Below are 14035 nucleotides of genomic sequence, written 5' to 3' on the forward strand. Positions count from 1 at the left end.
GAACCATGCGACGCCTCATCGTGATCACCGCGGCCGGCGCCCTCGCGCTGGCCGGCTGCGGCAGCGGCGACCCGGACACCCCGGCCGCCGGTGGCGAGAAGGGCGGCCCGATCCCGGTCGCCGCCGACGACAGCGCCTGCAAGGTCGCCCGCGCCGAGGCCGACGCCGGCACCAGCGTCTTCAGCGTGACCAACAAGGGCCAGAAGGTCACCGAGTTCTACGTGTACGCCCCGGGCGACCGGGTGATGGGCGAGGTCGAGAACATCGCCCCCGGCCTGTCCCGTGAGCTGCACGTCGAGCTGCCCGCCGGGTCGTACGAGACCGCCTGCAAGCCGGGCATGATCGGCAAGGGCATCCGGGCCGCGTTCACCGTGTCCGGCTCGTCGGCGCCGCTGACCGACGACGCCGCCCTGGCCGCGGCGACCGGCAGCTACTCGCGGTACGTGAAGTCCCAGACGGACGCGCTGCTGGTCAAGACCGAGGAGTTCGTGACCGCGGTCAAGGCCGGCGACGTGGCCAAGGCCAAGACCCTGTTCCCGATCGCGCGGACCTACTGGGAGCGGATCGAGCCGGTCGCCGAGATCTTCGGCGACCTCGACCCCCGGATCGACGGCCGCGAGGAGGTCACCGAGGAGGGCATGACGTTCGGCGGCTTCCACCGGATCGAGAAGGACCTGTGGGCGGCCAAGCCGGACATCTCGAAGGACGGCCCGATCGCCGACCAGCTGCTCACCGACGTCAAGGAGATCGTGGCCAAGGCGCAGGCCGAGAAGCTCTCCCCGCTCCAGCTCGCCAACGGCGCCAAGGGCCTGCTCGACGAGGTCGCCACCGGCAAGATCACCGGTGAGGAGGACCGCTACTCGCACACCGACCTGTGGGACTTCAACGCCAACGTGGAGGGTTCCAAGGCGGCCATCGCCGCGCTGCGGCCGGTGCTCGAGGAGCGCGACGCCGCGCTGGTCAAGACGCTGGACACCGAGTTCGCCAACGTCGACACCGCGCTGGCGAAGCACCGGGCCGGTGACGGCTGGAAGCTGCACGACCAGCTCTCGCAGGCCGACCTCAAGGACCTGTCCGACGCGATCAACGCGCTGGCCGAGCCGATCAGCAAGGTGGCCGCGGTGGTGTCCAAGAAATGACTGACGAACAGGGCGTCTCCCGCCGGCGGGCGATCGCGCTCGCCGGCGCCGGCGTGGCCGGGGTGACCGGCGCCGTCGCGGTCGGCGGCGCCTTCCTGGCCAAGCGGGACGACACACCCGGGCCGGACGCGCGCGGCGCGATCCCGTTCGACGGCGTGCACCAGGCCGGCATCACCACGGCCGCGCAGGACCGGCTGCACTTCGTCGCCTTCGACGTGATCACCAAGGACCGGGAGCGCCTGGTCCAGATGCTCGCCGACTGGACCGCGGCGGCCCGCCGGATGACCTCCGGGCAGGACGCCGGGCCGATCGGGGCGATGAACGGGATCGCCGAGGCGCCGCCGGACGACACCGGCGAGGCCACCGGGCTGCCGCCCTCCCAGCTCACCCTGACCGTGGGGTTCGGGCCGTCGCTGTTCACCCGGTTCGGCCTGGCCAAGCGGCGGCCGGAGGCGCTGGCCGACCTGCCCGCGTTCACCGGCGACGCGCTCGACCCGGCCATCTCCGGCGGTGACCTGGCCGTGCAGGCGTGCGCGAACGACCCGCAGGTGGCGGTGCACGCCATCCGCAACCTGGCCCGGATCGGTTTCGGGGTGGTCAGCGTGCGCTGGTCGCAGCTGGGCTTCGGGCGTACGTCGTCGACCTCGACGTCGCAGGCCACGCCCCGGAACCTGTTCGGCTTCAAGGACGGCACCAAGAACATCAAGGCCGAGGAGGCCGGCCTGCTCCGCGACCACGTCTGGGTGCAGGACGGCGACGGGCCGGCCTGGATGACCGGTGGCTCGTACCTGGTCGCCCGGAAGATCCGGATGTTGATCGAGACCTGGGACCGGTCGTCGCTGGCCGAGCAGGAGATGATCGTCGGCCGGCACAAGAGCAACGGCGCGCCGCTCGGGATGGCCCGCGAGTTCGACGAGATCGACCTGACGGCGGTCGACGATCAGGGCGAGCCGCTGGTCGCCGAGACCGCGCACGTGCGCCTGGCCCACCACTCGACCAACAACGGCGCCCGGATGCTGCGCCGGGGCTACAACTTCGTCGACGGCTCGGACGGGCTGGGCCGGCTCAACGCCGGGCTGTTCTTCATCGCGTACCAGCGGGATCCTCGCAAATCGTTCATCCCGGTGCAACGAAGCCTGGCCCGGATGGATGAGATGAACGAATATCTGCGACACGTCGCCAGCGCGATCTTCGCCTGCCCACCGGGTCCGGCCGGGGCCGGGGAACACTGGGGGAGCCGGCTTTTCGACGCATGATCACCCCCCGGGTACCACGTCGTCGAGGGAGACAGTGCAATATTGGACCGCATGAGAGCCCGTGTCCTCGTTGTCGATGACGATCCGGCGCTCGCGGAGATGCTTGGCATCGTTCTGCGCAGCGAAGGATTCCTGCCTTCGTTCGTGGCCGACGGCGAGCGTGCGCTTGCCGCGTTCCGCGAAAGCCGGCCGGACATCGTCCTGCTCGACCTGATGCTGCCCGGCATGAGTGGCATCGACGTGGCCCGGGCGATCCGCACCGAGTCGGGCATCCCGATCGTCATGCTGACCGCCAAGAGCGACACCGTCGACGTGGTGCTCGGCCTCGAGTCGGGCGCCGACGACTACGTGGTCAAGCCGTTCAAGCCCAAGGAACTGGTCGCCCGCATGCGGGCCCGGCTGCGCCGCGGCGAAGACGCCGCGCCCGAGATGCTGACCATCGGGCCGCCCGGCAACCAGATCACCATCGACGTCCCGGCCCACACCGTGTCCCGGGACGGGGCCGAGGTGAAGCTCACGCCGCTGGAGTTCGACCTGCTGGTCGCCCTGGCCCGCAAGCCGCGCCAGGTGTTCACCCGCGAGGTGCTGCTGGAACAGGTCTGGGGTTACCGTCACGCGGCCGACACCCGGCTGGTCAACGTGCACGTCCAGCGGCTGCGGGCGAAGATCGAGCCCGATCCGGAACGCCCCGAGATCATCCTTACCGTCCGTGGGGTCGGCTACAAGGCGGGCACTGGGTGAGCGCCGCGGAGCGCTAATGTTGCTTCGCGATGCGCGCTCCAGCCTGGCTTCCGATGCCCGCACGCCGCGCCCTCCGGGTGGTGCGGCGTTACTGGCGCGCGCTGCTGCGCCGCCTCCGCGTGCTGCTCGCGCCGGCCCGCCGCCAGTGGCGCCGCTCGCTCCAGTTGCGCGTCGTGGCCATCACCCTGGTCGCGTCCAGCCTGCTGGTCGGCGCGTTCGCCTGGCTGGTGGCCTACCGCAGCGCCGACATCCTGCTCGACCGGGCGCAGGACGAGGTCTTCGCCCAGGGCCGTAACAAGCGGGCGGTGGCCCAGGAACAGCTCAGCGTGCACACCACCGCGGTCGACGCCAAGCTGCCGCGAACGCTCGACGACACCATCCCGCTGCTCGCCGACGGCGGTGACCCGGCGGCCGGCAGCGGCGCGGTGGTGACCATCCGCTCCTCGCGCTACCTGACCATCCGGCCGGTCACCTCGACCAACATCGACACCAGCGAGCTGATCACCCCCGACATGGTGCAGGAGGTCGGCCGCAACCGGGTCGAGGCCAGCCAGATCCGCACGGCGGCGGTCAACGGCGTCGAGACCAAGTTCCTGGTGTACGGGACCCCGGTGCCGACCAACTTCGGTCAGCTCGAGCTCTACTACCTCGTGCCCCTGACCACCGAGGACCGGGCCGCCAACCAGATCCGCGCCACCGTGCTGGCCACCGGCTTCGCGCTGGTGCTCCTGCTCGGCGTGGTGGCCGCCCTGGTCACCCGCATGGTGGTGACGCCGGTGCGGGTGGCCGCCCGCACCGCCCAGCGGCTCTCGGCCGGCCTGCTCGACCAGCGGATGAAGGTGACCGGCGAGGACGACCTGGCCCTGCTCGCCGCCTCGTTCAACCAGATGGCGGCCAACCTCCAGCGCCAGATCGTCCGGCTGGAAGAGATGTCCCGCCTCCAGCGGCGGTTCACCTCCGACGTGTCGCACGAGCTGCGGACGCCGCTCACGACCGTACGCATGGCCGCCGATCTGCTCTTCTCCGAGCGCGCCGACTTCGACCCGGCCGTGGCCCGCAGCGCCGAGCTGCTCCAGGCCGAGCTGGACCGCTTCGAGAGCCTGCTCACCGACCTGCTCGAGATCAGCCGGTTCGACGCCGGCTTCGCCGCGCTCGACGCCGAGCACACCGACGTGACGCCGATCGTCGAGCGGGTCGCCGAGGGCCTGGCCGGCCTGGCCGAGCGGGTCGGCGTCGAGGTCGAGCTGCGCCTGCCGGAGGCGCCGGTGATCGCCGAGATCGATCCGCGCCGGGTCGAGCGGGTGCTCCGCAACCTGGTCGGCAACGCGGTCGAGCACGCCGAGGGCCGGCCGGTGCAGGTCACCGTGGCCAGTGACGACGCCGCCGTGGCGATCACCGTGCGCGACCACGGGGTCGGCCTCAAACCGGGCGAGGAGCGGCTGGTCTTCAACCGGTTCTGGCGGGCCGACCCGTCCCGGGCCCGGCAGACCGGCGGCACCGGCCTGGGCCTGTCGATCAGCGTGGAGGACGCCCGCCTGCACGGCGGCTGGCTGGAGGCGTGGGGCGCGCCGGGCGAGGGCGCCCAGTTCCGGCTGACCCTGCCCGTCCGGGCCGGCGACCGGCTGGTGGCCGCGCCGCTGCCGCTGATCCCGCGCGACCGCGAGGTGCCGCCGGTCGCGGCCGAGCCGGTCGAGGTGACCCGATGAGGCGCCCGCTGATCGCCGTCGTCCTGGCCGGCACCCTGCTGGCCGGCGGCTGCGGCATCCCGGACAACACCGTGGTGCGGCCGATCAACCCCGACCCGGTCGGCGGCGAGGTGAACACGACGCCCCAGGCGCCCGGCCGGGTGCTCCGCTCGGACACCACCAACATCAAGGAGTTCGCCACCAACTTCCTGCTGGCCGCGGCCGGTGACCAGGGCACCGCGGCCGATCGGGTCAAACAGTTCCTCAGCCCCGACGTGGCCGCCACCTTCCGCCCGCAACCGGACGGCATCAAGGTCATCCGGCTGGTCGGCGAGCCGCAGAACAATCCGGACGACCCGAACGTGACGATCCCGTACCGCGAGGTCGGCATGCTGCGGGCCAAGGGCGTTCTCGAGCCCACCACCAACCCCGAGACCGAGCAGCTCAAGCTCGAGATCGGCGAGGTGAACGGGCTGGACGGGCTCTACGTCCGCAAACCCGTGACGTACGTCTTCCTCGATGTCGACGCGCTGGACAACTACTACCAGAAGCAGACCATCTACTTCTGGAACCAGGAGCACTCCGGGCTGGTGCCCGACACCCGCTACCTGCCCCGCGACCTGCCCGCGACGCAGCGGCCCAACCAGATCATCGACTGGCTGACCAGCGGGCCGCAGGGCTGGCTGGGCAGCGTCGTCGAGCCGCTGCCGGAAGGCACCAAGGCGATCGGCAACGTGCCGGCCATCAGCAACTCGACGCTACAGATCAACCTCAGCGGGCAGGTGCTGCCCGAGAAGGATTCGGCCGGCGCGCTCCAGCGGCTCCAGCAGCAGCTGCGCTGGTCGATGCGCCCGCTGCCGAACACGCTGGCGCTCTCCATCGAGCACGAGGACCACACCTACACCGGCGACGACTACCTGCCGGCCAACCCGGCCTACCAGACCGAGGGCCCGGAACGGTTCGCGATCTACAACAAGCAGATCGTGCGGCTCGCGCACTCCGAGCGGCCGGGTCAGGCGGTGCCGATCGTCCGCCCGCAGGACAACAAGAACGTGCTCTCGGCGGCGCTGGCCATGTCCGGCTCCCGGTCGTACGCGGCCCTGGTGGTCGACGAGGGGAACCGGAAGCAGTCGCTCAAGGTCGGCGCGGCCGGGGCCGGTGAAGCGGTCACGCTCACCCGCAAACGGCTCCCGGCCGGCGCTGACGTCGGGCATCCGGTCTGGGCGGTGTCCCCGATCGGCGCCGACCCCGGCACCAACGGGCTGATCACGATGAACGGCGGGCTCTACAGCTTCCCGGCCGAGGGGTTCGGCTCGGCCGACGCCGGACTCACCGCGGTGCAATGGCCCGGCGGGGCGCCGGGCGCCATCACCGCGGTGGCCGTGGCGCCCGACTCGCACCGGGTGGCGCTGGTGGCCGGCGGCGCGCTCTACCTGTCCGGGCTCAGCTTCGGCGACGGCGGCCTTCAGCTGACCTCGCCACACGTCATCCGCACCGAGCTGCAGGACCTGACCGCCGTCACCTGGAGCAACGAGGAGTCGCTGGCGCTGGCCGGGCTCGAGCGCGGCACCGACCGCCGGTACGCGACCATGGAGGTGTCGATCGACGGCGCCTTCCAGTCCTACCGGCAAGACAGTCTGAGCTCGATCCCGGTCACCAACATGACCTCCCGTCCGGCCAGCCCGACCCGGGACGACTCCGGCGCCGTCGCCTACCTGATCGGCGACGCGGCCTACGACGAGCAGAAGGCCCAGAAGATGACGGTCGGCGACCTGGCCGTGAAGGTCGACAACCCGACCAAGGGCATCGTGCCGACCGCGCCGTTCTTCCTCAGTTGAGCCTGCTCCGCGACCTGGCCGACCTGGTCCTGCCGGGGTCGTGCGCCGGGTGTGGCGCCGAGCGGGAGCCGTTGCGCGACGGGGCCTGTGCGGCCTGCGTGGCCGAGGTGGAAGGGCTGCGGCCGTACGCGGCGTCGCCGGAATCGCCGCCGCCCGGGATGCCGCGCTGTGTGGCGGCCGGGGCGTACGAGGGCGCGGTGCGCGGGATGCTGCTGGCGTACAAGGAACGGGGCCGGCACGGCCTGGCCCGGCCGCTGGGCGCCGTTCTGGCCGCGGCGGTGGCCGAGGTGGCGCCGGACCGCTCCCGGCCGTTGCTGATCGTGCCGGTGCCCTCGACCGCCGCCGCGCAGCGTGAGCGGCTCGGTGATCACATGGCGCGACTGGCCACCCGGACTGTCCGTCGCCTCCGCGCCGCGGGCTGGGACGCTGCGGTGGCGCGACCGTTACGCGCGGCGCCGCGCCCGGACTCCGCGTCACTGGACGCGTCGGCACGGCGTGTCGCGGCTGAGAGTTCGCTGCGAATCCGGCCGACCCGAATCGGCGTTCCGACCCGCCGGACCACGATGAGGAGCACGCTGGTGGTGGTGGATGACATCGTCACCACCGGGGCCACGCTGGCCGCCGTGACGGCCCGGCTGGAGGAGGCGAACATGCAGGTCGCGGGGGCCGCGGTCGTTGCCGCCACCCGATTGCGGAGAGCCCTGCCCCACCCGAGCCCCGCCCGGCCGGCCCGAACCGGGGTCTGGACCTCTCGCCATGCGGGTGGTTCTGCGAACGAGGGGTGACGCGCGGGCGTCGGCAGGTTAGCGTCGTCATGACCAGGGTAGGCATCTTCGCCTACCCACCACCCGAAACGAGGTTGTTCCGCAGTCACATTTCTGCACCAACGTTGGGGGAGGTCACGAGTGGACATTGTCGTCAAGGGCCGCAACGTCGAGGTTCCCGAGCATTACCGGGAACATGTCGCCGACAAGCTGAGCAAGGTCGAACGCTACGACCAGAAGCTGATCCGGGCCGACGTGGAACTCTTCCACGAACGGAACCCGCGGCAGGCCGAGAAGTGCCAGCGCGTCGAGATCACCGTCATGACCAGAGGTCCCGTCATTCGCGCGGAAGCCTGCGCCAAGGACTTCTATTCAGCTCTGGATGCCGCCATCAGCAAGCTGGACGCCCGGTTGCGCCGCGCCGCCGACCGCAGACGCGTCCACCGCGGGCGTCACGCGCCCGTCTCGGTCGCCGCCGCCACCGCCGGCCTGCCGACCGATCTGCCGAACTTCGACCCGCCCGCCCAGGAGGCGGAGCCGGTTGCCGCCGCGCTCGTGGAACACGACGACACGCAGCCGTGGCGCATCGTCCGCGAGAAGGAACACCCCGCGGACCCGATGACCGTGGACGACGCCCTGTTCCAGATGGAGCTGGTCGGCCACGACTTCTATCTGTTCCACGACAAGGAGAGCGGCCGGCCGAGCGTCGTCTACCGCCGCCGCGGCTACGACTACGGCATCCTCTCCCTGGAACAGACGGGCTGACTGAGCCCCTCCGCTCCGCGGGATTCAGGTGTCAAACCCGCCTGTTCTTCACGGCTGGGTCGACACAGCGTTCAGTACGTCCTCCGGGAGGAGGACGTACTGGAGGTCGTCCTGGCGGGTGTCGTCCTTACCGGGCAGCCGGGAGCGCATGAACGCCTCCTGGCGGAACCCGGCCCGCTCCAGCACCCGCTGGGAACCCACGTTGGTCGGCGTCGTGCCCGCGATCAGGCGGGCGATGCCGGTCTCCGCGAACACCCACAGTGAGATCAGTTTGGCCGCCCGGGTGGCGTAGCCGCGGCCGCGCCACTCCGGCAGCATGCTGTAGCCGATCATCGCCTGACCGGTGCCCGGCTCCATGTAGAACAGGCCGATGTTGCCGGTCGGGGTGCCCGTCGCCACGTCGGCGATGACCAGGTCAGCGCGGATGCCGGCGAGCCAGTGGGCCTCGGCCGCGGTGCACCGGTGCCTGATCTGCGCGGTGCTCGGCGGCGTCGGCGGGACGGTCGTCTCGACCACGTCACGCACCAGGTGCAGCGCGGTGTAGAAGGGGATGTCGTCCGGAACGAGGGGACGCAGCGTCACCACCCCGTCGGTCAGCTCGCCGCCCGGGAAGTCGGGCAGCAGCCGCGGCACCGGGCCGGGCGCGTCGCCGGCCACCCGGGCGAAGGCGACCGCCTCGGCGCGGGTGCCGTCGTCGTCGGCCAACACGCCGCGGCGTACCCCCTCGCGCGCGAAGCCGGCGGCCAGCGCGACCCGTTGCGCCGGCGCGTTCTGCCACGGGATCAGCAGTTCCAGGCGTGCCCAGTGGCCGGCGTCCAACGCCCAGCCGGCCAGCGCGGTCAGCGCGGCGGTGGCGACACCCCGGCGGCGGTCGTCCGGCCGGACCCAGAACAGCGCCTCGGCCTGCCCTCGCGCCGGGTCCTGGTGGTCGAGCGCCACGGCGCCCAGCAGCCGGTCGGTCGCCGGGTCGGCGATCGCCCAGGCGCCCGCGCCGGCCGCACCCCACCGGCTCGCCGGTTCCGGCCAGCCGGCCACCACGTCGTCCAGCTCGGCCTCGGCGAGCGCACGGAGGCGTACCCCCGTGCCATTGATCTCCGGAACGCTCACATCGCCGCCCTGTCGTCGCTCAACATCGATCCCAGCAGTCGTAACGGCGGCCGTCCTCCCGCGGTGACTGTCGCGGCCAGCCTTCCACGGCGGAGCCGGGCTTTGCCGCGACCCGCCCGCGAAGATCGACACTCCCGGGAAAATCGCCGTCCGTGGTGTTCACCACTACCACCGCGCCCGCCGCCGATCCACGGCCATCCTGCCCAGCGGCGCGCCCGGCTCAGCTTTCAGCGAACTGACAGGGTGGTTTCGCGGTGTTTGCGCGGTTAACGGGAGGCTCGGCTCACGCCTGGCAGGATGGGACGCCTACCATGGTTCGGCAGACTGTTTAGGGGAGCGCTGACCCGTGTCGATATTGGAAAAGGTCCTGCGCGCCGGCGAAGGCCGCATGGTGCGCAAGCTCAAGGCGATCGCTGACGCGGTCAACTCGATCGAGGATGACTACGTTGATCTGACCGACGATGAGCTGCGCGACCTCACGCAGCAGTACAAGGAGCGGTTCGCCGACGGCGAATCGCTCGACTCGCTGCTGCCGGAGGCGTTCGCCACGGCCCGCGAGGGCGCGCGGCGAGTGCTGGGCCAGCGGGCGTACGACGTCCAGCTGATGGGCGGCGCCGCGCTGCACTTCGGCAACATCCCCGAGATGAAGACCGGTGAGGGCAAGACCCTGACCGGTGTGTTCCCGGCCTACCTCAACGCGTTGAGCGGCAAGGGCGTACACATCATCACGGTCAACGACTACCTCGCCCAGCGTGACGCCGAGTGGGTCGGCCGGGTGCACGTGTTCCTCGGCCTCACCGTCGGCGTGATCCTGCCGAACCGCCCTTCGGCGGAACACCGCGAGGCCTACCTGTGCGACATCACGTACGGGACGAACAACGAGTTCGGCTTCGACTTCCTGCGCGACAACATGGCGTGGTCGAAGGGCGAACTGGTGCAGCGTGGCCACAACTTCGCCATCGTCGACGAGGTCGACTCGATCCTCATCGACGAGGCACGCACCCCGCTGATCATCTCCGGGCCGGCCGAGCACTCGCAGCGGTGGTACGGCGAGTTCGCCGCGATCGTCGGCCGCCTGCAGAAGGGCAAGGACGGCGAGGGCGACTACGAGGTCGACGAGGCCAAGCGCACCGTGGCCATCACCGAGCGCGGCGTCGGCCGGGTCGAGGACCGGCTCGGCATCGACAACCTCTACGAGTCGGTGAACACCCCGCTGGTCGGCTACCTGAACAACGCCATCAAGGCCAAGGAGCTGTACCGCAAGGACAAGGACTACATCGTCAACGAGGGTGGTGAAGTCCTCATCGTCGACGAGTTCACCGGCCGCATCCTGCACGGCCGCCGCTACAACGAGGGCATGCACCAGGCCATCGAGGCGAAGGAAGGGGTGGAGGTCAAGCAGGAGAACCAGACCCTGGCGACCATCACCCTGCAGAACTACTTCCGGCTGTACGAGAAGCTCGGCGGCATGACCGGTACGGCCCAGACCGAGGCCGGCGAGTTCAACACGGTCTACAAGGTCGGCGTGGTGAGCATCCCGACCCACCGGCCGATGATCCGCATCGACCACCCCGATGTCATCTACAAGACCGAGAAGGCCAAGTTCAACGCGGTCATCGAAGACATCGCCGAGCGCCACGAGACCGGCCAGCCGGTCCTCGTCGGCACGGTCAGCGTGGAGAACTCCGAGATCCTCTCCACCCTGCTCCGCCGCCGCGGCATCCCGCACAGCGTGCTGAACGCGAAGTTCCACGCGCAGGAGGCGACGATCATCGCCCAGGCGGGTCGCAAGGGCGGGGTCACCGTGGCCACCAACATGGCCGGTCGAGGCACCGACATCCTGCTCGGCGGCAACCCCGACTTCCTGGCGGCGGCCGAGCTGAGCCAGCGCGGTCTCGACCCGGTGGAGTCACCCGAGGAATACGCCAAGGCGCTCGAAGAGGTCATGCCCTCGGTCAAGGAGCGGTGCGAGGTCGAGGCGTCCGAGGTCATCGCGGCCGGCGGGCTCTACGTCCTGGGCACCGAACGGCACGACTCCCGCCGCATCGACAACCAGCTCCGCGGCCGCTCCGGCCGGCAGGGCGACCCGGGCGAGTCCCGCTTCTACCTGTCCCTGCAGGACGATCTGATGAAGCGGTTCCGCGCCGGTGCGGTCGAGGCGGTCATGGAGCGCTTCAACATCCCCGAAGACGTGCCCATCGAATCGAAGATGGTCACCCGCCAGATCCGCGGCGCCCAGACCCAGATCGAGGCCCAGAACGCCGAGATCCGCAAGAACGTCCTCAAGTACGACGAGGTCATGAACAAGCAGCGCCAGGTGATCTACGCCGAGCGCAAGCGTGTCCTCGACGGCGAAGACATGCACGAGCAGGCCCAGCACATGATCGACGACGTCATCACCGACATCGTCTCCGCGGCCACCGCCGACGGCTACGCCGAGGACTGGGATCTCGACCAGCTCTGGACCGGCCTCAAGCGGCTCTACCCCGTCACGGTCACCATCGACGACATCGTCGAGGAGAGCGGCGGCGAACGCAGCACCGTCGACCGCGACTTCCTCATCGAGCAGATGAAGCAGGACGCGCAGGCGGCCTACCAGACCCGCGAGGACGAACTGGGCGAGGAGGCGATCCGCGAGCTGGAACGCCAGGTCCTGCTGGCGGTGATCGACCGCAAGTGGCGCGAGCACCTGTACGAGATGGACTACCTGCAGGAAGGCATCAGCCTGCGGGCGTACGCGCAGCGCGACCCGGTGGTCGAGTACCAGCGCGAGGGCTTCGACATGTTCAACCAGATGATGGAGGGCATCAAGGAAGAGGCGGTCGGCTTCCTCTTCAACCTCGAGGTGCAGGTCGAGGAGCAGCCCACCATCACGGTCGACCCGAGCAAGGCGGTCGCCCTGCCCGACTCCGTCGCCTCCGGGCAGGAACACCAGGTCGAGGTCCGGGCCAAGGGCCTGGGCGGCGACCGCCGCCCGCAGAACCTGCAATACACCTCACCCGCCATCGACGGCGAAGCGGGCGACGGTTCCCCCGTCATCCAGCAGCAGCCGTCCGCGCCCGCCCTGGGCATCGGCGCCGGCGGCTCGCCCGTCCCCGCCGGCCCCGCCCACGCGGCCGCCAGCCGCCGGGCACCCCGCACCAACCCGGCGCAGGCCGAATCGAACGGCCCGTCCCGCAACGCCCCGTGCTACTGCGGCTCAGGCAAGAAGTACAAGCGCTGCCACGGCGCCCCCGGCGGCGCCGCGTGACCCGCTCCAGCGGCTGACGCAGGACAACGGACAGCAGCGCCCGGCCAGATTGGCCGGGCGCTGCTGCCTTGTGGCGCCGGTGTCGCGCGAGGCATCCCTGCGTGCTGCCGCGCGCGCCGGCCCGGTGGTGTGGTGGCCCCCCTCGCCGTCAGGGACCACGCCCGGGCATCCCGGCGCCGTCCGCCCCGGCGCGACCCTCGGACGTCTGTCGCGCCGTGCGGTGGTTCCCGCCGCGCTGATTTCGGATGAACGACATCGGCGCGGTGGTTGAGACCCAGGACGTCCGCCGCCCCTGTGCACGGCGGCCGCCCCGGGTGACCTGGGGTCAGAGCAGATGCAGGGCCGCCGCCATCCACCTCCGGCCCTGCAACTCCATCCGCAGCGCCAGCGCGCAGGTGCGGTCGCCGGCCAGCAGCAGAACCGTGGACTCGACGGCGCCGGGGCGCGGCTCGCAGAAGTGGAACTTCAGAACACCCACCGCACCCGGGCGCCGCGCGAACCGCCTCACCGACGCCGACCGGCCCGGTCCCTGACCGGTCACCTGCGCATCCCGCGCCGGCTGAGCACCTCGCGCCTGCCGGCCGGGCGTTGGTGCGTCTCGAGGTGTCTGCTGCGTCGCTTGGTCAGTTGCGGCCGACCGCGCCGATGTTCTGTCGACTGCTCGCGGATCCTGGTCGGTGCCGTTCGGCCTCGTGCAACCACCCCGTTGCACGCCGCCGTCCTGATGCTCCTCATCGGCCGGATGGCCGCGCTCTCTATGAGCGATGCCGCCCACGCTTGTGGTCGTGCCGTTCGCCGTCGTGGCCGGGCTGCCGCGGCCGTCCGGATGGACGCAGTTTGGTCTCGTGCTCGGGTTGCCGCCGCTTGCGCTAGGTGGTGGGTGATCAGCGATTGCGAGGGCGGTCCCGCCGGTCGGTGGGCGGCGTTGGCGGAGGGTGCTGCTTGAAGGGCTGCCGCTGCGTAGCGCCGAGACTCGGCCGGTGCCCGAGACCGCCTCGGAGACCACCTTGGCGGCTTCCTTCGGCACGGTGAGCTTGGCCAGGTGGCCCGCGGGGCGGTAGCCGTTCAGGACCTCGACGAACATCTGCACGAACAGGCGCACGGCCAGTTTGGCGTCGCCGGCCGTGCCCGACGCCACCCGGGCGGAGGCGACCTTGCGGGCCAGGTGTTCGGCCGCCGGGGTCGGGGGTGGCTGCCTGGATCGGTCGGGGGCCGGCCAGTCGAGTGCCAGCTGGTTGGCCGTGTCCCAGCGCTTCGGCTCGATCTCGTCGTCGTAGGGCGGATCGCAGCTCGGCAGCGGGCGCACCCTCAGCGGCGGGTGCGGGACGTGCGGAGCCACCTCGACGGTCGTCATGTCGCGCCACCAAACCCTTCGTTTGCCTACGTTTGCCTCTGACAGCGAGTCTTCACGGCGATGCGCGGACACGTCAACGCCTGTAGATAACTCTCGATTGCTGCGGCTAGAACCGGCAAAAGTGGCAAAACAACGT

Annotated in this window: 10 protein-coding genes; 8 read left to right on the forward strand and 2 right to left on the reverse strand. The window is 70.8% G+C overall.

The features are described from left to right. The first annotated feature begins 5 nt into the window (after positions 1-5). From efeO to raiA, 7 genes are all read left to right on the forward strand, one after another. Positions 6-1139, forward strand: a complete 1134-nt coding sequence (gene efeO, locus AB0M54_RS24730; RefSeq protein WP_364318931.1) for an iron uptake system protein EfeO — start codon at positions 6-8, stop codon at positions 1137-1139. Next, the gene (gene efeB / locus AB0M54_RS24735; protein WP_364318933.1) at positions 1136-2395 is read left to right on the forward strand and encodes an iron uptake transporter deferrochelatase/peroxidase subunit; all 1260 of its coding nucleotides are present in this window, start codon (positions 1136-1138) and stop codon (positions 2393-2395) included. Before efeO ends, efeB begins: the two co-directional genes overlap by 4 nt. Before the next feature lie 51 nt (positions 2396-2446). Beyond that, entirely contained in the window at positions 2447-3136 is a 690-nt protein-coding gene (mtrA, locus tag AB0M54_RS24740; RefSeq protein ID WP_364318935.1) for an MtrAB system response regulator MtrA, read from the forward strand. Positions 3137-3189: 53 nt separating this feature from the next. Beyond that, entirely contained in the window at positions 3190-4842 is a 1653-nt protein-coding gene (gene mtrB / locus AB0M54_RS24745) for an MtrAB system histidine kinase MtrB (RefSeq protein ID WP_364318937.1), read from the forward strand. After that, complete coding sequence (locus tag AB0M54_RS24750; RefSeq protein WP_364318939.1) at positions 4839-6659, forward strand: LpqB family beta-propeller domain-containing protein; 1821 nt, start codon at positions 4839-4841, stop codon at positions 6657-6659. Before mtrB ends, AB0M54_RS24750 begins: the two co-directional genes overlap by 4 nt. Beyond that, positions 6656-7444 carry a phosphoribosyltransferase family protein gene (locus tag AB0M54_RS24755; protein ID WP_364473996.1) on the forward strand — a complete coding sequence of 263 codons (789 nt, stop codon included), beginning with the start codon at positions 6656-6658 and terminating at the stop codon, positions 7442-7444. Before AB0M54_RS24750 ends, AB0M54_RS24755 begins: the two co-directional genes overlap by 4 nt. Positions 7445-7564: 120 nt before the next feature. Next, complete coding sequence (gene raiA, locus AB0M54_RS24760) at positions 7565-8188, forward strand: ribosome-associated translation inhibitor RaiA (RefSeq protein ID WP_364318942.1); 624 nt, start codon at positions 7565-7567, stop codon at positions 8186-8188. 48 nt (positions 8189-8236) lie between these two features. On the opposite strand, the gene AB0M54_RS24765 is transcribed toward raiA, so the two are convergent. Beyond that, complete coding sequence (locus tag AB0M54_RS24765) at positions 8237-9295, reverse strand: GNAT family protein (protein WP_364473998.1); 1059 nt, start codon at positions 9293-9295, stop codon at positions 8237-8239. A gap of 346 nt (positions 9296-9641) precedes the next feature. Between AB0M54_RS24765 and secA the strand changes: the two genes are divergently transcribed. Then, positions 9642-12545 (forward strand): preprotein translocase subunit SecA, encoded by a 2904-nt coding sequence (gene secA, locus AB0M54_RS24770; RefSeq protein WP_364318946.1) that lies wholly within the window; start codon positions 9642-9644, stop codon positions 12543-12545. 325 nt (positions 12546-12870) lie between these two features. Here the strand turns inward: secA and AB0M54_RS24775 are convergent, their stop codons facing one another. Continuing rightward, on the reverse strand, positions 12871-13899 hold the full coding sequence (locus AB0M54_RS24775) for an Rv3235 family protein (protein WP_364474000.1): 1029 nt from the start codon (positions 13897-13899) through the stop codon (positions 12871-12873). Between the last annotated feature and the right edge of the window lie 136 nt (positions 13900-14035).

This window comes from Actinoplanes sp. NPDC051470 (genome assembly GCF_040682035.1).
In the GTDB taxonomy this organism is placed as follows: domain Bacteria; phylum Actinomycetota; class Actinomycetes; order Mycobacteriales; family Micromonosporaceae; genus Actinoplanes.